Origin of the sequence: Marinobacter sp. LQ44 (assembly GCF_001447155.2) — a bacterium.
In the GTDB taxonomy this organism is placed as follows: domain Bacteria; phylum Pseudomonadota; class Gammaproteobacteria; order Pseudomonadales; family Oleiphilaceae; genus Marinobacter.
On sequence record NZ_CP014754.1, the window covers coordinates 431,775 to 451,914 of the forward strand.

General features: G+C 55.9%; 24 protein-coding genes and 1 tRNA gene. 11 read left to right on the forward strand and 14 right to left on the reverse strand.

The window, feature by feature from the left end:
- Positions 1-8 precede the first annotated feature (8 nt).
- A complete protein-coding gene (locus tag ASQ50_RS02025; protein ID WP_058091143.1) occupies positions 9-713 on the forward strand; it encodes an START domain-containing protein in 705 nt (234 codons plus the stop codon).
- Positions 714-719: 6 nt separating this feature from the next.
- Here the strand turns inward: ASQ50_RS02025 and ASQ50_RS02030 are convergent, their stop codons facing one another.
- Complete coding sequence (locus ASQ50_RS02030) at positions 720-1,451, reverse strand: murein L,D-transpeptidase catalytic domain family protein (RefSeq protein ID WP_058091144.1); 732 nt, start codon at positions 1,449-1,451, stop codon at positions 720-722.
- 302 nt (positions 1,452-1,753) lie between these two features.
- Here ASQ50_RS02030 and ASQ50_RS02035 point away from each other — a divergent pair, with 302 nt between their 5' ends.
- Genes ASQ50_RS02035 through ASQ50_RS02050 form a run of 4 tightly spaced genes read left to right on the forward strand, consistent with a single transcriptional unit; the run spans position 1,754 to position 5,270 of the window.
- Entirely contained in the window at positions 1,754-2,884 is a 1,131-nt protein-coding gene (locus ASQ50_RS02035; RefSeq protein WP_082888532.1) for an MlaE family ABC transporter permease, read from the forward strand.
- A gap of 3 nt (positions 2,885-2,887) precedes the next feature.
- Positions 2,888-3,712: an ABC transporter ATP-binding protein gene (locus tag ASQ50_RS02040; RefSeq protein WP_058091146.1), complete on the forward strand. Its 825-nt coding sequence runs from the start codon at positions 2,888-2,890 to the stop codon at positions 3,710-3,712.
- Complete coding sequence (locus ASQ50_RS02045; protein ID WP_058091147.1) at positions 3,712-4,650, forward strand: MlaD family protein; 939 nt, start codon at positions 3,712-3,714, stop codon at positions 4,648-4,650. Before ASQ50_RS02040 ends, ASQ50_RS02045 begins: the two co-directional genes overlap by 1 nt.
- Entirely contained in the window at positions 4,647-5,270 is a 624-nt protein-coding gene (locus ASQ50_RS02050; protein WP_058091148.1) for an ABC-type transport auxiliary lipoprotein family protein, read from the forward strand. The genes ASQ50_RS02045 and ASQ50_RS02050 overlap by 4 nt, the downstream gene beginning before the upstream one ends.
- A gap of 11 nt (positions 5,271-5,281) precedes the next feature.
- On the opposite strand, the gene pgsA is transcribed toward ASQ50_RS02050, so the two are convergent.
- From pgsA to ASQ50_RS02075, 5 genes are all read right to left on the reverse strand, one after another.
- Positions 5,282-5,836 carry a CDP-diacylglycerol--glycerol-3-phosphate 3-phosphatidyltransferase gene (gene pgsA, locus ASQ50_RS02055; protein ID WP_058091149.1) on the reverse strand — a complete coding sequence of 185 codons (555 nt, stop codon included), beginning with the start codon at positions 5,834-5,836 and terminating at the stop codon, positions 5,282-5,284.
- Positions 5,837-5,843: 7 nt separating this feature from the next.
- Entirely contained in the window at positions 5,844-7,703 is a 1,860-nt protein-coding gene (gene uvrC, locus ASQ50_RS02060; RefSeq protein WP_058091150.1) for an excinuclease ABC subunit UvrC, read from the reverse strand.
- Positions 7,687-8,346, reverse strand: coding sequence for a UvrY/SirA/GacA family response regulator transcription factor (gene uvrY, locus ASQ50_RS02065; protein ID WP_058091151.1), 660 nt, complete (start codon positions 8,344-8,346; stop codon positions 7,687-7,689). The genes uvrC and uvrY overlap by 17 nt, the downstream gene beginning before the upstream one ends.
- Before the next feature lie 109 nt (positions 8,347-8,455).
- Positions 8,456-8,716 (reverse strand): hypothetical protein, encoded by a 261-nt coding sequence (locus ASQ50_RS02070; RefSeq protein WP_058091152.1) that lies wholly within the window; start codon positions 8,714-8,716, stop codon positions 8,456-8,458.
- An 85-nt stretch (positions 8,717-8,801) separates the two neighbouring features.
- Complete coding sequence (locus tag ASQ50_RS02075; protein ID WP_058091153.1) at positions 8,802-10,409, reverse strand: methyl-accepting chemotaxis protein; 1,608 nt, start codon at positions 10,407-10,409, stop codon at positions 8,802-8,804.
- 157 nt (positions 10,410-10,566) lie between these two features.
- On the opposite strand from ASQ50_RS02075, the gene ASQ50_RS02080 reads away from it, so the two are divergent.
- Positions 10,567-11,271: an AzlC family ABC transporter permease gene (locus ASQ50_RS02080; RefSeq protein WP_058091154.1), complete on the forward strand. Its 705-nt coding sequence runs from the start codon at positions 10,567-10,569 to the stop codon at positions 11,269-11,271.
- Positions 11,264-11,599, forward strand: a complete 336-nt coding sequence (locus ASQ50_RS02085; protein WP_058091155.1) for a branched-chain amino acid transporter permease — start codon at positions 11,264-11,266, stop codon at positions 11,597-11,599. The genes ASQ50_RS02080 and ASQ50_RS02085 overlap by 8 nt, the downstream gene beginning before the upstream one ends.
- Positions 11,600-11,640: 41 nt before the next feature.
- Here the strand turns inward: ASQ50_RS02085 and ASQ50_RS02090 are convergent, their stop codons facing one another.
- Complete coding sequence (locus tag ASQ50_RS02090) at positions 11,641-12,045, reverse strand: DUF1330 domain-containing protein (protein ID WP_058091156.1); 405 nt, start codon at positions 12,043-12,045, stop codon at positions 11,641-11,643.
- Positions 12,046-12,208: 163 nt separating this feature from the next.
- A tRNA-Ser gene (locus ASQ50_RS02095) sits at positions 12,209-12,299 on the reverse strand.
- A gap of 167 nt (positions 12,300-12,466) precedes the next feature.
- On the opposite strand from ASQ50_RS02095, the gene ASQ50_RS02100 reads away from it, so the two are divergent.
- Positions 12,467-12,997, forward strand: a complete 531-nt coding sequence (locus ASQ50_RS02100) for an isochorismatase family protein (RefSeq protein WP_058091157.1) — start codon at positions 12,467-12,469, stop codon at positions 12,995-12,997.
- Between the two features lie 94 nt (positions 12,998-13,091).
- Here the strand turns inward: ASQ50_RS02100 and ASQ50_RS02105 are convergent, their stop codons facing one another.
- The 5 genes from ASQ50_RS02105 to ASQ50_RS02125 form a co-directional block, all read right to left on the reverse strand.
- Positions 13,092-13,457 (reverse strand): hypothetical protein, encoded by a 366-nt coding sequence (locus tag ASQ50_RS02105; RefSeq protein WP_058091158.1) that lies wholly within the window; start codon positions 13,455-13,457, stop codon positions 13,092-13,094.
- A 94-nt stretch (positions 13,458-13,551) separates the two neighbouring features.
- Positions 13,552-14,448, reverse strand: a complete 897-nt coding sequence (locus ASQ50_RS02110; RefSeq protein WP_058091159.1) for a LysR family transcriptional regulator — start codon at positions 14,446-14,448, stop codon at positions 13,552-13,554.
- 9 nt (positions 14,449-14,457) lie between these two features.
- Entirely contained in the window at positions 14,458-15,639 is a 1,182-nt protein-coding gene (locus ASQ50_RS02115) for an MFS transporter (RefSeq protein WP_058091160.1), read from the reverse strand.
- Between the two features lie 3 nt (positions 15,640-15,642).
- A complete protein-coding gene (locus tag ASQ50_RS02120; RefSeq protein ID WP_058091161.1) occupies positions 15,643-16,470 on the reverse strand; it encodes a CheR family methyltransferase in 828 nt (275 codons plus the stop codon).
- Positions 16,471-16,507: 37 nt separating this feature from the next.
- On the reverse strand, positions 16,508-17,437 hold the full coding sequence (locus ASQ50_RS02125) for a chemotaxis protein CheV (protein WP_058091162.1): 930 nt from the start codon (positions 17,435-17,437) through the stop codon (positions 16,508-16,510).
- Positions 17,438-17,629: 192 nt separating this feature from the next.
- On the opposite strand from ASQ50_RS02125, the gene flgA reads away from it, so the two are divergent.
- The 3 genes from flgA (at position 17,630) to ASQ50_RS02140 (ending at position 19,264) form a co-directional block, all read left to right on the forward strand.
- Positions 17,630-18,331 (forward strand): flagellar basal body P-ring formation chaperone FlgA, encoded by a 702-nt coding sequence (gene flgA / locus ASQ50_RS02130; RefSeq protein WP_227513246.1) that lies wholly within the window; start codon positions 17,630-17,632, stop codon positions 18,329-18,331.
- Positions 18,332-18,459: 128 nt separating this feature from the next.
- Positions 18,460-18,786 (forward strand): flagellar biosynthesis anti-sigma factor FlgM, encoded by a 327-nt coding sequence (gene flgM / locus ASQ50_RS02135; protein ID WP_058091164.1) that lies wholly within the window; start codon positions 18,460-18,462, stop codon positions 18,784-18,786.
- Positions 18,787-18,793: 7 nt separating this feature from the next.
- The gene (locus ASQ50_RS02140) at positions 18,794-19,264 is read left to right on the forward strand and encodes a flagella synthesis protein FlgN (RefSeq protein WP_058091165.1); all 471 of its coding nucleotides are present in this window, start codon (positions 18,794-18,796) and stop codon (positions 19,262-19,264) included.
- 71 nt (positions 19,265-19,335) lie between these two features.
- Here ASQ50_RS02140 and ASQ50_RS02145 read toward each other — a convergent pair whose 3' ends face one another.
- A complete protein-coding gene (locus ASQ50_RS02145) occupies positions 19,336-20,082 on the reverse strand; it encodes a hypothetical protein (RefSeq protein ID WP_058091166.1) in 747 nt (248 codons plus the stop codon).
- Between the last annotated feature and the right edge of the window lie 58 nt (positions 20,083-20,140).

The following is a 20,140-nucleotide window of genomic DNA, read 5'->3' on the forward strand; positions in this document are numbered from 1 at the left end:
CCAATACCATGCGCGTTCCCGCAACCGTCATCGCTACCCTCTTTACCCTGTCAACCATGGTGGCCAGCCACGCATCTGGCGAAGGATGGGCGCCCAAGCAGCAAGGCAAGGAACGGTCTGACATCAACACCTATGTCAGGACCGTTTCGGATACACCAATCAAACAGTTCCGCGGTGTGGTTGAAATCCAGCACTCTATGGTGGCTGCGCTATCGGTGATTGATGACATCTCCCTGTGCCAACAGTGGATCTACAACTGCCAGGAAGCCAACTACCACGTTACAGATGACGGTGAGCGGCTACTGTGGATGAAATTTGATGGCGTTTGGCCAGCCTCAGACCGGGATGTGGTGATGAAGTCCGTATTCCTTCAGGACGAACCGGGTGGCGCTGTCACGGTGCAATCCACGGGCCGCCCGGATGATGCCCCGCAGCAATCCGGTTACGTGCGCATCCCCATGCTGGATAACAGCTTTTTGGTAGAACCGCTTGAGGATGGCTGGATACGGGTAACATTCACCACCCATATGGATCCGGGAGGTCTCGTGCCCGCCTGGGTGGCCAATATTGTGGCTACCGATGCACCAATTCGAACACTGGAAGGGTTAAAACGGATGATGGAAACATCACCCTATCGTGACTATTCAACGAGCGCGCCGCCGAAAGAATTGGTCGAGAAGCACAACCTGCGCTTCCCGACCGGCGATTCCTGAGCTACCTCAGCTATTGCCACCACGGGCCGCGCGATTGCCTGCCACCTGGGTAGCACTGTCGCAGTTAAGGAAGCTGGAGGTCTGCAGCCAATTCTGGTCCGGGTAGTATTTGAAGACCAACTGGCCACCTTTGAGGTTGTCCACCACGGTTTGCACCACTTTCTGGTCTACCGCCGGGCAGCCATGACTGCGGCCGATGCGCCCGTATTGATCCACCCAGTTGCTGTTTACATAGTCTGCACCATGAATCACGATGGCCCGCTGCCTTGCGAGATCGTTAATGCCTGGCTCCAGGCCGTCCAGTCGCAAGGAGTATCCGTGCATACCACGATAGGATTCACTGGCCTTGAACAGCCCGATGCTAGACTGGTAACTGCCCTCAATGTTCGAGAAGGCGGTTGCCTCTTCGTTGCCTGAGTTTCTACCGTGAGCAACCAGGTCCCGCAGCAGTAAATCGCCCTGCTCCAGATCAAAAATCCACATCCGTTCCTGGCTCGAATGCAGTGAGAAATCAATCACCGCAAGCCGTTCTGGCATGGCAACGCCGTTAGCGATGGCGCAGTGTGTGGCTTTGAAGGCTGCCTCAAGCACTTCCGGGTTCAGCTTGGGTGCAACACTGGCGAGACGGGCAAGCAACTGGTCATCCAATGACTGGGCCTGGGCCGGTATGGAAATGGCTAAAGAAACCGCCAGGCCGGAAAACAATGAAAAAACGCGTCGATTGTGATGCTTGGGCATGCACGTTACCTCAGGATTCAGGAAGATAAGCTACCTGCTTGAAAAGATGCCTTATTCTAACAGAGAATTTTGAGACGCCGTTCATTCCGTACAATTTTTAACCGTTCCCATACAAATCGTGGGCGCTTGATCCTCCCTTCCCGCCGCATAACAAGACCGAAACGTGACTGGTCCGATCACCGGCAAGGTTACGGAAAACCAAAGATACTGGCAGACCTGGTCCGGAATCTTTAAGCTTGAGAGTATCTTTTCTGGATACCGGACAAGGATTAACGGCACCTGTGGCGACTGATTCCGGCTATTTGACGACAGCACACCGCGACACCCCCGGTAACCTTGACTGCAACGGTGACACCCTGACCCTATCCGGCAGTTGGACCCTCTCCCATTATTCAGTACTCAACCAGCGGGTTACCGCGGTTCAGGCCAGCGGTGCCACGATCAACAACATTCAGTTCGACGAGCTAAGCCGGGTAGATACGGCAGGGGCGGCGCTTATCGCCCGATTAACAGGCCCGGAACAGGCACTGAGGTTTCTGCAGAATGCCAACCTGCCATATGAACAGCGGGAACTTCTGATCACCGTTGCCGAGGCGATGGCAGGCGCACCCTGGCAGCCCGCCCGGAAAAACGCTCTGCTGGATTTTCTGGCCGACGTCGGAGAGAAAGTGACCGCCATTGCCCGCCTGCTCTGGATGCTTGCAGGCTTTATCGGGCAAACCCTCGCCACCCTGTTTTATATCCTGCCCCGGCCAAAGCGGTGGCGCATCACGCCGATTGTGGCTGCAGTGCATGACACCGGGCTGAATGCCCTGCCCATTGTTGCACTGCTGACCTTTCTGGTGGGCGCCGTTGTCGCCTTTCTGGGAGCTACAGTGCTGGAAGATTTTGGCGCAACGATTTACACCGTGAATCTTGTGGCTTTTTCGTTCCTGCGGGAGTTTGGCGTTCTGCTGGCAGCCATTTTGCTCGCCGGGCGCACCGCCAGCTCGTTCACCGCTCACATCGGCGCGATGAAGGTCAATGAAGAGCTCGACGCCATTCGTACCCTGGGTTTGAATCCGGTGGAACTGCTTGTAGTCCCGCGAGTTCTGGCCATGATGGTCAGCCTGCCAGTGCTCACCTTCATTGGCATGATCTCCGGAATGGTGGGCGGTGCCGCCGTCTGCGCACTGGTACTGGATATTCCACCAAGTCAGTTTATAGCCATCGTGGAGCGGGATATTGCCCTGAAGCACTTTCTGGTAGGTATTGGAAAGGCCCCTGTATTTGCCTTCCTGATTGCAGTTATTGGTTGTCTCGAAGGCTTCAAGGTGGCGGGCAGTGCCCAGTCGGTGGGCGAACACACTACCTCCAGCGTGGTTCAGTCGATCTTTATGGTGATCCTGCTGGACTCCATAGCGGCGTTGTTTTTCATGGAAATGGGCTGGTAAAACATGGCGGAAAAGAAGCCGCTCAGCGGCCGGAACTCATCGACACCCGTGATCAAAGTGCGAGGGCTCTGCAATCAGTTTGGCGACCATGTGGTTCATAAGGATCTGGACCTGGACCTGTATCCCGGCGAAATTCTTGGGGTTGTTGGCGGGTCCGGTACGGGCAAATCGGTTTTACTGCGCAGCATCGTGGGCCTCAACACGCCTTCAGACGGCCACATCCAGCTGTTTGATGTCGATCTCACAGAGCTTCCAGGCGCACAGCGGTCACTCTACGAGCAGCGGTTCGGCGTGCTTTTTCAGGGTGGCGCCCTGTTTACCTCGCTGAATCTGATGCAAAACGTTTCACTGCCACTGGTCGAGCACGCGGGTCTTACCCGAACGGAGGCCGAGGAACTTGCCCGGATGAAGCTGGCACTGACCGGGCTGCCAGCAGATGCCGCCCTGAAATACCCGGCCGAGCTTTCCGGTGGTATGGTGAAGCGAGCCGCCCTGGCCCGCGCCCTGGCGCTGGACCCGGAAGTGCTGTTTCTGGACGAACCCACAGCGGGGCTGGACCCGATCGGCGCGGCAGCGTTCGACGAACTGATCGTGACCCTGAGGAACGCCCTTGGGCTGACAGTATTTCTTGTTACCCACGATCTGGATACGCTGTACACAACCTGTGACCGGGTAGCCGTATTGTCCCGTAAACAAGTGCTGGTGGCAGACACACTTGAAAACGTAGCCAGGACAGATGACAAATGGATACAGGAATACTTTCATGGCCCCAGGGGGCGGGCCGCAATCGATGCACATAACCGGCTGACCAGACAGGAGCCCGTTTAATGGAGCCAAAGGCCCATCACGTTATTATCGGACTGTTCACGCTGGCTGCAGTGACGGCTGCTTTACTGTTTGCGCTCTGGCTGGGCAAGTCCACCGCAGACCGCGAGTGGGCGTACTACCAGATAGGTTTTGATCATCCTGTGGGCGGGCTGTCAAAAGGCAATCCAGTGTTATACAGCGGCGTTCCGGTTGGCGATGTTCTCGAGCTGTCCCTGGCACCAGACAATCCCGCCCATGTTCGGGTGCTGGTGCGTGTGGATCGCGACATCCCGGTACGGGAGAACACCCGGGCGGAGCTGGTTCTTGCCAATATTACCGGCAGCATGAGTGTCCAGTTCACCGGCGGCACAACCGACAGCCCGGTACTTCAGGGTAACCGTGATAACCCACCGCTCATCAACGCACAGCCATCGGCGTTTTCCAACCTGCTGAACAACGGTGAGGCCATGATCTCCAGTGCAGAACAACTGTTAACCAGCATGAACCGCTTGCTTGCGTCAGAGAATCTGGAGAACGTCTCGGCCATTCTGGACAACACCCGCCTGGCAACGGAATCATTGCTCGCCAATCGGGAAGAGTTACTTGCCCTGATGGCTCAGTTCGACACGGCCGCTATCCGCGCCGAGGAAGCCGCGATCAAGGTTTCTGATACATCGGACCGGGCGCGCCAAACCCTGGAGCAGGAAATTGCGCCGGTTCTGGAATCCATGACCCAGGCCCTGTCCACCTTGCAGCCTACCCTGAGCCGGTTAGACCGACTGACCGAAGACAATGAACAGGTGTTGGATGCAGGGATTCAAGGCCTGGGTGACATAACACCGGTACTCCGCGAAATGCGCAACACTCTTCGCAACCTGAATTCCTTTACCCGCAGACTCGACGCAGACCCAATAGGCACCCTTCGTGGCGGCCCCAACCTCCAGGAATTTGAGCAATGACAATCGGCCTCCGCCGGCTGGCGGTTTATATCTCCGCAGCCACGCTAACGACTGCCTGCACCGTGTTCCCAACACCAGAACCACCACGGGCTCTGGATCTCGCCCCTTACGCCTCAGAGCCCATGCAGGAAGCCCCCCGGCCGGTTTCACTAAGAATTGATACCCCACTGGCTTCAGACCCGCTGGACAGCGCAAGGGTCTTACTTAAACCTTCGCTTTATGAGTTCCAGGCGTTACCTGCAGTTCGCTGGCGTGACAGCATTCCGGTGGTGGTCCGAGACTATCTGATACAGAGTTTTCGTTTCAACGGCGGGTTTGACAATGTTGTCACTGACACCAGTCCGGCGTTCGCCAGCCATACCCTGATTTCCGAACTATCGGCCTTTCATGCAGAGAACAGGCAGGATCAGGGTGTTACGGTGGTGATGGAGTTACATGCAGAGATCATGGGCAATCGCACCCGGAGAAGCCTTTGCAGCAAAAGCCAACGGGTGGAGCAGCGAGCTGAGAGCGCCTCAGTGGATGCCTTGATGGAGGCTTTCAGTGAGAGTTCCCGGGCGCTGGCCGAAGCCGCGAATCGCTGGGCGTACGCCTGTCTGGCCGAAGCCAGACAACGCTAGTACCGGAAACGTCAGTGATCGTTATCCGGGAACAGGTCGGGCCAGGCCGCCCGCAGGTAAAGAAACATCGACCAGAGCGTCAGCACAGCCGCCAGATACAACAGCCCGATCGAAACATACGCCAGCAGCTGCCCTGGCGGGAACGCCAAAAGCCCAACAATGGCGACCATCTGGGCGGTGGTTTTTATCTTGCCGATATAGGAAACTGCAACACTGGCCCGACTACCCATTTCCGCCATCCATTCCCGCAACGCTGAAATAACAATCTCCCGCCCGATAATAATCGTAGCGGGAATGGTCATCAGCACCGCAGCATGTTCTTCAATCAATACCGCCAATGCCACCGCCACCATGAGCTTGTCTGCCACCGGGTCCAGAAACGCACCAAATGGCGTGCTCTGGTCAAGCTTTCGGGCCAGGTAACCATCCAGCCAGTCGGTAATTCCCGCCAGCGCGAAGATAACGGCACTGGCCATGTAGCTCCATTGCATGGGCAGATAGAAAACAACCACGAACACCGGAATCATAACGATGCGAGACATGGTCAGTACGTTGGGTAAATTCATGGTGTTCCTATTCATCGTGCAATGCTGCGTATATGGATTCAGCCAGTGACTTGCTGATGCCTTGCACTTTGGTCATTTCATCCACACTGGCTTTGCGAATTTCCTGTATGCCGCCAAAGTAACGGATAAGTTCCCTGCGGCGCTTGGGCCCAACCCCTTCGATACCTTCAAGGGTGGACTGCCGACGCTTTTTGTCCCGGCGAGCGCGATGGCCGGTAATGGCAAACCGGTGGGATTCATCGCGAATATGCTGAATCAGATGCAGGGCCGGTGAATCTGCCGGTACCCGAAAGACGTCGCCGGTCATGGCATCAATCAGCTGCTCCATTCCCGCCCGGCGGGTCACACCTTTGGCGACGCCAATCAGCGGAATGTCAGAGATCCCAAGTTCTTCAAACACTTCCCGGGCAATGTTCAACTGCCCTTTACCACCATCGATAAACACCAGGCTCGGGCGCTTGCCCTCACCGCTAACCAGCCGGCGATACCGGCGTGTCAGTACCTGCCGCATTGCGGCGTAGTCATCACCAGCGGTCACGCCTTCGATGTTATACAGCCGGTAATCACTCTTCAGGGGCCCATTCTCGTCGAAAACCACACAAGATGCGACGGTATTTTCCCCGTGGCTGTGGCTGACGTCGAAACACTCCATGCGCGCCGGGGTTTCTGCCAGTTCCAGCAGGTCCCGAAGGGCAAGCAATCGCCGGTACACGGTTTCTTTGCTGGCCAGGTGGGTCAGCAGAGTCTGGCGGGCATTGGTCATGGCCAGTTCCAGCCAGCGGCGGCGCTCACCACGTACATTGCCACGGATACGGGTTTCCCGATTGGCGGCCTCACTCAGGGCTTCTGCCAGCAGCGCCTCACCTTCAACCGCCACGGGCACCAAAATATCCCTTGGAATCTCCCGGCGGGTATCGCCGCCAAAATAGTACTGGCCCAGAAACGCCGCCAGCAACTCACCCTCGGACTGCTCCAGTGAAAAGCGGGGAAAATAGTCCTTGGTACCCAGAACCCGGCCACCGCGCACGATGATCACCACCACACACACCACACCGGCATCCTGGGCAATCGCAATAACATCGGCATCACCACCCTCACCGTCGACCGACTGCTGCTCCTGTACATGGCGCAGATGGTTGATCTGATCCCGGTAAGCGGCAGCTTTCTCGAATTCCAGATTCTTCGATGCCGCTTCCATGGCATTCATCAGGTCATGGATGATGGCCGGGTTCTTACCCTCCAGAAACATGCTGGCGTGGCGAATATCCTGCTGGTAGTCCTCGGGGCTGATGTACTCCATGCAAGGCGCGGTACAGCGGTTTATCTGATATTGCAGGCAGGGACGATTCCTGTTTCTGAAATAGCTTTCACTACAGGATCTTATACGAAAAACCTTCTGTAGAACATTAAGACTTTCCTTGACCGCCCCGGAGCTAGGGAACGGGCCAAACCAGGTGCCACGACCCTTCTTGGTACGCCCCCGCCGGAACGTCAGCGACGGGTAGTCACTGTGGGACGACAGATAGATATAGGGGTAGGACTTATCATCCCTGAGCAGGATATTGTAGGGCGGCCTCAGGGATTTGATCAGGTTTTGTTCAAGCAGCAGTGCTTCGGTTTCACTGCCGGTAATGGTGACTTCGATGGAGGCAATCTTGCCCACCAGGGCCTCGGTTTTCGGGGCCAGGCCGGTTTTGCGGAAATAACTGCTGACGCGTTTCTTGAGGTTGCGGGCTTTACCCACGTAGAGCACGCCGCCGGTGTCATCGTACATACGATAAACGCCGGGGCGCTCGGTCAGTTGCTTCAGGAAGTCTTTGCTGTCAAACATCCCGACGGTATCTTCGGGTTCAGACCTTGTCGGCATCCAGCAATCCAAGCCGTACTGCCATCAGCGCCAACTCGACATCGCTGGAGATCTCGAGCTTCTCGAAAATACGATAGCGGTAACTGTTGACGGTTTTCGGGCTCAGGCAGAGCTTGTCGGAAATGTCCTGCACTTTCTGGCAATCCACCACCATCATGGCGATCTGCATCTCCCGCTCAGACAACCGCTCGAACCGGGACAGCTCCCCGTCTTCCTCACGGTCACCACCCAGCGTTTTGAGTGCCATTTTCTGGGCGATCTCCGGGCTGATGTACCGCTGGCCGGAGTGGGCCTTGCGAATAGCTCGCACCATCTCCTGAATATCAGCACCTTTGGTGATATAAGCGGTGGCACCACTCTGCATGACACGGGCGGGGTATGGGTCGTCGGCACAGGCCGTTACAACAATCACCCGAATGGAATCATCAATACGCAATATTCGCCGGGTTGCTTCGAGGCCACCAATGCCAGGCATCCGAATGTCCATCAGGACAATATCCGGGCGGTCCTTGCGCACAAACTCAATCGCATCCTCACCGGATGAGGCCTGGCCAATCGCTTCAATATCGGGATTGTCAGCCAACATGCGGGTTATACCGGAGCGCACCAGCTCGTGATCATCAACAACCAGTACCCTGATCAAATGTCACCTCGCCATCAGGTATGAAAAAAAACAAACTGATTGTAACGTTTAGCAAAGCCTACGGGTAGGCACCGCAGGCAAAAGCCTGCAGACAAACCAATAAAAGCTTTCAGACTTCGGCGGAAGGGCTGCCAAGGCCAGCCGTGTTCTCGACCGGATCAAACCAGACCACCAGATCGCCCCGGCGCACGGCAGACAGTACACGCTCCCGCTCTGCCAGTGGATTCTCGGTGTCATTCAACCCGTGGTAACGCGTGCAGTACTCCTCAGCCAGCCCTTGCAGCTGGTCTTCGGTCAGCAGCCCGGCGTCCACCACAAATTTCTCTTCCCGGGGGTCCGCTTCCGGCTGCTGCGCTGCTTCGTCACTCATAAAACCTCCAATCAGTCGCTGTATGTTACGGTTTTATGGCGACGATCAGAACCCCCGTTGTTGGAGACACATGCTATTGATCCGCCTACCGGGTTCGAAAGCCGGAGGCCAGCTGCCGCATAGACACAGACTCCTGCCTGAGCGACTCACTCACCCGACGCGCATTGTCCACGTTCTCCGTCAGGGTGTCAGCGCTGGCAGACAATGAGACAGCCCGGCGGCCTACCCTGCCGATTTCTTCGTGCTGAAGGGCAATGGAACTGCGGATATGATCGCTGTGCTGCTCCAGCTCATCGAACTGGTTTTTCAGTCGCTCCAGGTGAGTTTTAAGCGCTAAGAGGTTGGTCTGGTTCAATTCCCCCGCCTCTCGCATTTCCGCCAGAAGCCCATCGACACTACCAACGCCTGTTACAAGGTCCTGCACCCACTGGCGGATGTTGCTGGTAGACTCCGCCGTCCTTCGGGACAGTGTGCGCACCTCGTCTGCCACCACCGCAAATCCCCGACCGTGCTCACCGGCCCGCGCGGCTTCTATGGCGGCGTTAAGCGCCAGCAAATTGGTTTGTTCCGCAATATCGGCAATCACACCGATTACCTGTTCGATCTTGCCCGTCGAGTCATTGAGGGCGTGAATAGACTCGGAAACCCGCGCTATCACCTCAACCGTATGCTCTGCGGCCTGCTCGCTGTTCCGCAAACCGCCCTGCACTTCCACATTGGCAACCACGGCCTGCCTGACGGTGACTGCCGAAAGCTCTGTGGCTTGCTCAATCTGTGATGCCTGATCAGCAATTGAAGTCATCGACGCACTGACATCACTGATCTGTTGCCCCGTTTCCTCTGAGGCACGCTGCAAGGCTTCGGCTCCTTCATCGAGCGCCGCAGAACGCTCATCCAGGCCGGCCGCTGCACGACGGATATCGCCAATGAAACCCTCAAATCGGCGCACGAGGCTTTCCAGCGCACCGGCAACGCCCGCCACTTCGTCGCGGCCGCTCACCTCCGGCGTTCGTGACAAGTCAGACTCGGCCTCCATTGCCATCAATTCCCGCTCCATGTATTGCAGCCGCAAAATGACCGAATGCCTGAGCCACAGGGTCATGGCCACGACCACCACAAGGAACGCCAGGGAACCCCCAAGAAGAATAACTCTCTGCCCCGAGAGGAACGCCAGCAAATCGTCCGCGCCAGCTGCCACATCGTCCCGACTGGCAGCCTGTTGCTGGTTTATGGCCTCCAGCATTGGCTCCAGCGCAGGAAACAGCTGAAAATCGACCACCTGGCCTACCCGGTAGTAACTTTTCTCTTCAATACCCTTGTCCATGTCGCCCATCAGAGCCAACACCCGATCAAACTCGCCTTGATGATCGACAGCCCAGTTGCGCAAACGCTCAGCCCCTTGCACGCGCTTCCAATGGTCACGCAAAGCGGTGTCCAGATAGTCAAACTCCGTCTCGATCTCATCCCATAACAGTAACTGCGACTTTATCTTGAAAGCCAGGTCCTGAAGCCGGCGATGATCCTGCTCAAGATCCATCAGCACCCAGGTGTCCTGAAGATTGTTGCGCATGAGATTCTCGGAGGCATCCTCGGCCTTGAGAATAATCATCCAGGAAAGAACCGCCAGGCCTGTGACGGCAATAAGAGAAAGGACAGCAAAGAACAGGATGCGGGCTCGAACGGTGGACAGCATGACAACTCCAGACGGGAAGGTACCCGTGGAGGTTATGCCTGTTTTATGACACTTTTATTTCGGATTTCGCGTCAAATACTTGATTGCGCCTTTTTGCGCACTTCAAAACCCTGTTCCAATTCACTATCATCGCCGCTTTCATAACGTTTGGATACTAATGAACCAGAACGCCTTCCGACTGACACTGCCAATCCTGTTTGGTTATCTGCCATTGGGCATGGCCTTCGGCGTGCTGTTCACCACGCAGCTGGACTATGCCTGGTGGGTCGCGCCCCTGATGGGTCTGGTTATTTATGCAGGGTCTGGCCAGATACTCGCTGTTAGCCTGCTGGCCGCAAGTGCCGGACTGCTGGAAGTGGCTGTGGCCATGTTCGTGCTTAACGCCAGGCACCTGTTTTATGGGCTTTCTCTTTTGGGGCAGTTCCGCGGTGCCGGTTGGCGCAAGGGCTATCTGATATTCGGTCTCACCGATGAAACCTACTCGCTGCTTACCAGCAGGCCGAGGACACCTGATCGCCAACACGAGCAAGCCATTGATTTCAGAATTACGCTGTTCAACCAGCTTTACTGGATAACGGGCTGCGCCATTGGTGCCCTGCTTGGTGAGCTGGTCGCTTTCGACAGCACCGGTATTGAGTTTGCACTGGTAGCGCTGTTCATCGTTCTGACCATTGAGCAATACAAGGCCTTGGGCAACACTTTTCCGCTCTGGGCGGGCGCACTGGCGGCGGGCCTGGCCATGTTGCTGGTACCGCCAGCCCATCAGTTGATTGCAGCGATTATCTTGGTCACAACCACCCTGCTGCTCCACTACTGGAAGCTACACAAACGCACAAACGGCAGTGAGGTGAGCCATGGCTGAGCAATATTATCTGGCGGCCTTCATTGCGGTGTCTGCCGGTGCAACCTTTGCAACCCGTGTGGTGCCGTTCCTGTTTTTCGAGCGCCACACCGAGCACCCCCTGGTAAAGCATATCGGGCGCTTTCTACCGGCAGCTGTCATGGCGTTGCTTGCGGTGATTTTTCTTCAGAGGTCGGCAAACTGGAGCGCCAGCGCGCCAGGGTTGGACGCCTTAGTTCCAGGGTTGTTGGTGGTCATCATTCACTTGTGGCGGCGTAACGCGCTTCTCTCCATAGCCGCGGGTACTGCCGCATACATGACCATTCAGCAAGCAGGCTGGCTTACGTAGTGTCCCGTCTGGCTAGTTCCTTAACCAGACGGGATACCAGATCAGGGCGTACCTTCAACATTGGCAACCAGCCTGGAATCTTCCAGCGCCGCCGTGCGGTGCTTGACCACACCTTTATATTCCGGGCTCTCAATCATGGCCAGAAAGGCATTGATCGACGGGTAGCGCACCAGCAAGACCTGATCCCAGGACTCATCGGGCGGAGCAATCAGCGAACCTACAGAGCGGCCCGACCAGATCACTTCAGCACCAACGGTGCGAACACATTCCGCAGCTTCTTCCATATATCGCTTGTAGGCATCACGGCCTGAACAATCGTGAGCGTCATCCTGGTAAGCAGCCCGGTCGCGAAACCGTAAAAGATTCAGCATCACAACGGGCTGATCTTTGGGGGTTTCCTGCAAAACTTTGCGGAGCTCTTCCTGAGATGGATTGATGGTCGCCATGCTTGTCCCTGTTCATGAGTGTGAAAACGTTACGGAACATCGAACCCGTGTAACGAACAGTAAACCAATTTACTGAAATTTGCACTCGTTCTGGATTAACACAGAGCTCAGGATAAACGACAGAAAAATAAAAAACCCCAGCATTTCTGCTAGGGTTTCATATTGGCGGAGAGGGAGGGATTCGAACCCTCGATACGCTATTAACGTATACACACTTTCCAGGCGTGCGCCTTCAGCCACTCGGCCACCTCTCCAATAAACTGTTTCAAATCAGCGATGTCGTCGCTCATTTGAGGGCGCAAACTTTAATGGTTTTGGGGGCGTTTGGCAACTGTCTGCTATGAGATTCCTGAAAAATTTGTTTGAACCGAGATAATTGCGCATTCTTGTAGCCAGATCCATTCAACCGGAGTGATGAATCATGCTGATGAAGGCGGAACAATCCACGCTGCTGCTCGTTGATGTCCAGGAACGCCTGATGCCCGCCATAAGCCAGGGCGCTGAAGTGGCTGATCGTTGTACCTTGCTGGCCACCATTGCGGGGTTGCTGGAGGTACCGGTGGTGGGCACGGAGCAGCTACCCGAGAAGCTGGGACCGAATGTTGAGTCAGTGCGGGAACTGTGCAACGTCACCGTGGGCAAACATCACTTTGATGCCTGCCCGGACGGTTTGATTGATCAGCTACCGGAGGGGCGCCAGCAAATTGTCATCGGTGGCTGCGAAACCCACGTATGTATGCTGCAAACGGCACTGAGTCTGCTTGATGCTGGCTATAAAGTATGGGTGGTAGCGGATGCCACCGGCTCCCGTAACGACTTCGACCGGGATGTCGCACTTGACCGCCTGCACCAGAGTGGCGCCCGGATTGTCACTACCGAGATGGTGGCCTTCGAGTGGATGGTACATTGCAAGCACCCCCGTTTCCGGGATATTCAGGCGCTGATCAAATAATCTCCCCCATGGTTGGATTTAACCAAAAGCGGCCCCTCCAGAGGGGCCGAAAAAGAGTGTTATCCCGACGACAACATGATCAGATGTTACCTGGCTAGGAGGCGAGATTGTTACGCCAACCAGACTGGCCAAACTCATCACTGCCGAATCGTTCGTGGCCATTACCAATAGCCATCCCTTCACCAGCCGGCACTTCGAATACGTGGTAGGCTTCTGGTCCGAACGGATCGAGTGCGGTATCCAGGTACTCATAGGCATCTGGCACCGGCTCGCCGGACATGGCAACCCTGAACTGCCGCTCCACCATCGGGACCGTAACACTCAGAGGCTGCTGCACCCAGAGAAAAACAGCCTTCTGGGCGACCAGATACTCGCACCGAACCACTTTGCATCCCTCACGTAGGGTCAACGTGGTCGGCTCTTTTCCAGGCTCAAGACGGAACTTGTGAATGGTTTTCATGGCGATACTCCTTCAGAGGTTGCCAGACACAATTCCATCATGCACCGCCGAAGACTTCGAGAAAACAAGATTTATTGAGCAAAAATCATCGATATTATCGAGGTAAGTCAAAGCCGCTACAGATTGCCCGCACACCTTCATGGGCAACCTTCCGGCTTCGGGTGATGGCGTACAGTTGATCGGTTACCGCTTTGACAGGCGCAATTTCCTCCACCTGATATTGGCGGCACACCTCCTCCTTGATTGCCGTTGGCGCCGCAAACACGCCCAACCCTTCCCGCCCGAACACTTTGATAAGCGCACTGTCGTCTACCCGGGCCACCAGGTCCATCCTGACATTGCTGATGGTCAGCCAGTTCATCAGCTTCTGGAAATACGGCGCGTCCGTGGCGTTGGCCAGCAAGGGCTGATGATTGAGAGAGGCCGGAAAGTCGTCCCGAAGCCGCCCAGCCATCTCCGGGGCGGCAAACAAACTGATGGTAGACGATGTCAGGGGATGAACCGCGAAGCGATCTGTGACCGCTTCGGTCTGAGGCATACGGTCTGTCAGCACGACGTCCAGTTCTTTGCGTTTAAGACTGAGCAGCAAATCTTCGGCGCGGCCTGTTCGGCAATCCATGTTGACTCGCCTGTTCAGCTTCAGGGCCGGCTGCAATAACTGAAAAGCAATCAGCTTATGAATAGACGCCGAAACGCCGGCCGCTAATCTCAGCGGGCGATCAGCGGGGGCCAGACGCAAGGTTTCAGACAGCTCCCCAGTCAGTGCAAAAATGTCGTTGGCGTAGGACTGAACCAATTGCCCCAGTTCGGTCAGGACCAGACGCCGCCTTTCCCGGCTGAACAACTGCCCTCCGACCGATTCCTCGAACGTGGCAAGCTGGCCACTCAGGGTTTGCGGCGCAAGATCAAGTAGCTCGCTGGCTTTGGCAATCGAGCCCTCACGGCTGATGACCCAGAAATAATACAGATGCCTGAGATTGAGCTGATCCATCGCGCAGACCTAGTTTGTGGTGGCACTTCGTGATCGCAGTAACCAAACCGACATCAACACACTGTGCAGCAACAATAATGGTAACGCCACCAGTAGCAGGCTTGCCCAGCCAACCGAGGCAAGCACTGCGCCGGCACTCAATGCCGCCATCGCCTGTGCGGTGAACACCATCATGTCATTCAGGCCCTGAACACGGAAGCGCTCGGACTGCTGGTAGCCCTGAGGCAACAGGGTTGTGCCGCCAACGAACAGGAAGTTCCACCCCACGCCCAGTAATAGGAGGGCCCATAGATAATGGTGAAAACTGATACCGCTGGCCGCCAGCAGAATGCACGCCAGGTAGGCCAACAATCCCACCGTCATCATCAGCGGGATACCGACAACCCGGGTCAACCAACCGGATACAAGCGACGGAAGATACATCGCCATGATGTGCAACTGGATAACGCGTTTGGCATCGTCAAGTTCATGCCCGGCCAACTCGGTCATGCTTAAAGGAGTGGCGGTCATGATGAAACTCATCACCGCATAACCGATGGCGGCACCACTGATGGCTGTCCACACCAACGGATTTGCCAGAATCTCCCTGAGCGGCCGGCCTCCGCCCACCAGGGTTTCGGGCACCAGCTCTGCCTTTGCCCGGTAGCCAAATACCAGGATAAAAAACGCCAGGACCTGCACCACAGCCAGCCCGAGCCAACTGTACAAAAACGGGTAAGACTCAGATTTTCCGCTGCCCAAGCCGGCCACTTCTGGCCCCAGCCATGCGGCAACCAGCCCACCCAGCAGCACTCTCGCTGCCGCTGAGCCGGCCATATCCTGCGCTACCGACTCCATCGCAGCAAAACGGTACTGGTGCACCACCGCCAGGCCCGCCCCGCCCAGAACGGAAGCAAGACACATCAGCGTGAAGTGCGATTGCCAGGAAGCGTAGGCCCCCAGCAAACCGGCAAGCATGCCTGTAAGGGCACCCAGAAGCATTACCTGCTTTCGCCCTATCCTCTCCATCAACCAGGTAGCCGGCTTGATAGCCAGAACCGTGCCGACCACCACCAATCCGACCGGCAAGGTGGCCAGTTCCGGCACGGGCGCCAGCAACCGTCCCTGGATGGAGCCAATGAATACGATAAACGGCGCGGTGCACATGGCCAGCGCCTGGGCCGCCACCAGCACCCAGACATTCAATGGCATGAATTATTTCTTCCTGTAGATAATGCCGGGGTGGCACTGAACCATTTCGTACAGATCAGGCAGACCGTTCAGGGATTCAGAGGCACCCAGAATGAGATAACCACCAGGGTTGAGAGCCCCATGCAATCGAGTGAGGATGTCTTTCTTTAGGTCCGCAGAGAAATAGATCAGTACGTTTCGGCACATGATGATGTCGAACTTGCCAAGCATATACCGTTCAAGCAGATTGAGTTCCTTGAACTCCACCATGGCCTTGATTTGCGGTTTTATCTGCCAGCCACCGTTGGCAGATGGCGAGAAGAACTGCTTCTGCCGCTCAGGCGAAAGTCCACGGCCGATGGCGATCATCTCATACTCGCCCCGCCGGGCCACTTCCAGAACGCTTTTGGAGATATCCGTCGCAGTAATTTTTACGTCCCGCAACTTTCCGGGCCGATTACGCCGGAACTCATCTACCACCATACCCACCGAGTAGGGCTCCTGCCCGGTGGAACAAGCGGCAGACCAGATGCGAAGTGGCTGCAGCGAATTGCGCTCGGCAAATTCCGGTAACAGCTTATCCTGCAGAATGCGAAACGGATGGTTGTCGCGAAACCAGAGGGTTTCATTTGTGGTCATGGCGTCAATGACGAGTTCTCGCAGCCCACTGCGCCCCACTCGCTTGAGGCGATCGAGAAGTTCACCCAGCGAATTCAGATTGTTTTCTTCAAGAATCCTGCGTAATCGGCTCTTCACCAGGTACTGCTTGTTGTCACCCAACAGAATGCCACAAGCGTCCTGCAGGAATGTCTTGAAGGCTTCGTATTCCTGAGGCGTAATTTCCGCTTTCATTGGATCTCTATCGTGGGTAAGTCCATGAGCCAAGGCATCAGTTCTGGTCAATAATTTCCATTACCCGCTCGGCAAGCTCGTCAGGGCTGAATTTCGCCATAAAGTCATCGGCACCGACCTTCTGAACCATCGCCCGATTAAAGACCCCGCTCAGGGACGTATGCAGCATCACATACATGCCACTCAGCGCAGGATTCTCCTTGATTCTGGTCACCAGGGTATAACCGTCCATTTCCGGCATTTCCACATCAGAAATGATCAACGACAAATGATCGCGGGCAGTGGAACCATCCCCTGTAATTTCCTTGAGATAGTTCAGTGCCTGTTTACCGTCGTTCTTTGTGACCACTTCCATGCCGATCGCGGTCAAGCAGCGCTCAATCTGGCGTCTTGCAACGGATGAGTCGTCAACCACCAGCACTGGCAAATGCCCAGGTACACGTTCGGCACTGCGAGTTTTCAGCTCTTCGGTGACATCTTCCCTGAGCGGAGAAACTTCTGCAAGAATCTTTTCTACATCTATGATTTCTACAAGTTTGTCGTCAATCTTGGTGACCGCCGTCAAATACACATCCTTGCCGGCGCCCTTGGGTGGCGGCAGGATATCTTCCCAGTTCATGTTCATGATCCGGTCGACACCGGTCACCAGAAAGCCCTGGGTTTTGCGGTTGTACTCGGTGATGATGACAAAGCTTGTTGCCAACTCTTCCTGTGGAATGCCGGCCATGCCAATAGCCATGCTCAGGTCGATGATGGGAATGGTCTCGCCACGAATATGGGACACGCCCCGAACCACCTGGCGGCTGTTAGGTATAGATGAAAGCTTGGGGCATTGCAGGACCTCTTTCACCTTAAACACGTTAATCCCGTACAACTGCCGGCCCCGCAAACGGAACAACAACAGCTCTAGCCGGTTCTGACCAACCAGCTGTGTGCGCTGGTTAACGCTGTCCAACACCCCTGCCATAACTTTCCACTCCTGGCGTGCCTTCAGTCGGCACAGAATTTGCTGAGTCACTATAGAACAGCTTGCTTACGCGAGCCTGGGCCAAAACATTGACGCCCGGTGTCCGATCAGGGTTAACGGCCTAAGTGCCGTTTTCCTTAACGGAACTCGCATAAAAATGCCTAACTGACAGCATAGGACAAAGCAGTGCAGATGCGAACCATCTTTTTAGCGACCTTTTGCCTATATATGGTGGGCCTGAATAGCGCCGCTGCGGCCACCACTGCAACTGAGATACGGGACGCCGCCGGCAGGTTTCTGGCAGCCTGGGCCGAAGAACAACGCCAGAACCAGTACGATGTCCGATTCACCGTTGGCAGCATAGACAGCCGACTGAGTCTGACGGCCTGCGAACAGCCTCTTGAAACCGCCTTTACCAATGATCCCCTGCGGACCACATCGCCATCGGTGATGGTGTCCTGTGCTGGGGAGCGCCCTTGGCGCATGTATGTTACTGCCTCGGTTGAAGTGCACGGCCCTGCCTTGGTGGCTGCTCGCCCCCTGGCCCGCGGTGAGCGCATCAGCAGTGAACTGCTGCAGGAACAGCAGGTGCAGATCAACGCCAGCCGCAGGGGTATTCTCACAGATACTGAACAAGTATCCGGCATGTTGGTGAGGCGCCCGGTTAATGCCGGATCGGTGCTCACGCCGGACCTGCTCGAAGCTCCCAATGCCGTTGAGCGGGGCGATCATGTTATCATCACCGCCAAATCCGCAGTGTTCTCGGTCAGTTCCCGAGGCAAGGCGCTGGCCAGTGCCAGTGTCGGCGAGCAAGTAATGGTTGAGAATCTGCAATCAGCACGCACGGTTCGGGCAACGGTCACGGCTCCTGGCCGGGTGGAAATTGCCATGTAACGGCAAATCCGTGCCCAGCGGCAAATTTTTTCCGTTTTATTCTAAAGGTCGGCTAAACGCTGCCGATAAACAGACATAAACTCGATTCCGCCACCTCTGAAGGTGGCCACAGGCAAGCAGGTACCCTTATGTCAGTTGACTTAAATGGAATTGGCCCCGGCCAGGTCAACACCACCAGAACCACGGCCGACAAAGCAACAGGCAGCCAGAGTGCGCCCTCCACGGCTGGAGAGCAGGCAAAGGCTCAAAGCACGGCTGCACGCGGCGACAACGTCAGTCTCAGTAATCAGGCCAAAAACCTGAAGCAGCTGGAACAGAAACTGGGCGATTACCCGGAAATGGACGACGACCGCATTGCGCAGATTCGCGCAGCACTGGAAGATGGCACCTACAAAATTGATGCAGAGAAACTGGCCCAGAAAATGCTTGAGATGGATAAAAGCATTTTCGGGTGAGTAAAACATGGCTGCAATCATTGAATTGAAGACCCTTCTCTCAGAAGACATCCGCCAGCTTGAAACCCTGGCGGATCTTCTCAACCAGGAAAAACAACTCCTGGCGTCCTCCGACATCGCTCCGCTCCAGGAAATCACCACTCAGAAAAACAACATCCTGACGGATATCCGTGAGCGTGCGAAACAAAAGATCCGCCTGTTGGTGAACATGGGGTACCGACCGGATGCCGGCGAGCCCTCCAGATTTATCCGTGCCGGTGGCATGGAAGACCTGTACCAACTCTGGAAAACCGCCGATGGGCGCCTTCGTGCTTGCCAGGAACTGAACCAGAACAACGGTCGTGTTGTCGGACACCTTCAAAAACGCCTGACGAGGCTCACGGACATCTTCCGTGGCACCTCTGCCCAACAGAAGCTTTATGGTGCCAAGGGCGAACAAACCAGTGTATCCAGCGGCAACATTCTAGCCAGCGCCTGACCGACCCGGCAAACAAAAACGCCCGGATGGGCTATCCGGGCGTTTTTCGTCAGATTCACCTTACCCGTGCATTAACGGGTGTAGATCGTCATTTGGGAATCCGGATGAAACCGTATGTTGTGAATGCTCACGTTCCCCATGGATGGACTCTGATTGCCGCTCACGCGGATGTTGTCCATCCGGATCTCCTCAATCCGTTCGGGAAACGCCAGCCTCAAGGCACCATCCTCTCGAATGGAATATCGAGGCTCACCCTCCCTGTAGTGAACACCAGAGATGGTCAGGTCGGAATCGAGGAAACTGAGCACTGGCACAAAAATGTTGGCGGCCAGTTTGATTCCCTCTACTGAATCGAGTCCGGCGAGTTCCGGATCATCAACAACGCCGCCAGCATTTCCCGGCATTGCGGCAACCGTTTCAATACGCTCCAGCAAGCCCACACTGCTTTGAGCCGTTACGCCGGCCATATCGCTGTCAGACAGGGGCGCAAAGCCCCCCTTTTCATATAACTGACCGACCTGCGCAGGCATGGATGCCGCGCTGGTATTGCCAGCCGCCAGCGACACCAACGGCTGAAACGGCAACGTCACCATGGTAACCAGCGCTGCCGCATTACGATAACGGGCCTGGTGCTTGAGAACACGATGCAGTTCCTTGTCAGTCACCCAGCCAGCGGTGATCAGCACTTCGCCCAGGCGCTGCCCGGTTTCCCGCTGCAACAACAACGCCTCGTCCAGCTGACCTTCCGACAAATAGCCGCGATTGATCAACAACCGGCCAAGCCGGGACTTTTCTTCAAACCCCTTACGGATTCTCACTAGGCTCCTCCCGCATTCAGAGTGATCACCGTACAACCAGGCCCGGTATTGATAATGA